We start from the raw sequence: 701 nt of genomic DNA, 5'->3' as shown, positions 1-701 counted from the left end.
GGCTCAAAAACATGAATAAATTTAGTTCGGCCCCACTTACTTTCTCTAGAGACGTATTTCCATTTTCCACCATAGCTATCTAATGCGCCGTATTCATTATAAGCGTCTTCTTTAACCCAATAGCCCAGCGCACAGTTATGCCGATCAACTGCTACGCCACCCCGCAGCCGGTTATTGCTCATTTTGCCGTTAGGGTTTGAAACGCGTTTGGGTGAAACCAATTTGATAGCGGTTTTAAATAGCGCGCCTGGTCTATTGATCCACTCACTGGCGGCCATGCCTTCTCCATGGTGGCAATGGGCTGCGGCAATAGCTCGAACCAACATTGTAAATGTACGTTTGCGCTCAGCATCAATGTAACAAAACGGCGATTCCGCATATTCAATAAACGCGCACTCCGCTTCTTTCATGAAATCGCGTGCGCTTTTTTCTTCCATGCCAAGCAGTTTATAGTTCAATCGATAGCTTGGACGAAATAGACTCCCGACAACATTGTCCATATGCATTTGAACGCCGCCATGAGCAATAGCATTGTTTCGAACCAAGTCGTCTGCTCGAGCGTTCGCAGTCTCTAAAGCAGGCAAAAGTGCAGCATCAGCGCTTTTACTAGCAGGAAACCAGTTTTTCATCTGGTCGCCAAAACCATTACCGCCACCAGCATAAGCCGAGCAGTACTCGTTAAGCGGTGTTATTCCATCACT

1 protein-coding gene is annotated in these 701 nt (G+C 46.8%); it reads right to left on the bottom strand.

Translation table 11 applies throughout. From position 1 onward, the window contains the following. The coding region (locus N473_RS23150) for a phage portal protein (protein ID WP_155735722.1) at positions 1-701 on the bottom strand (701 nt) is incomplete at both ends.

It is taken from the genome of Pseudoalteromonas luteoviolacea CPMOR-1 (genome assembly GCF_001625685.1).
Classification (GTDB): domain Bacteria; phylum Pseudomonadota; class Gammaproteobacteria; order Enterobacterales; family Alteromonadaceae; genus Pseudoalteromonas; species Pseudoalteromonas luteoviolacea_K.
The sequence above is the reverse complement of the archived record's forward strand: the minus strand, read 5'-3'. Positions and strand labels throughout refer to the sequence as shown.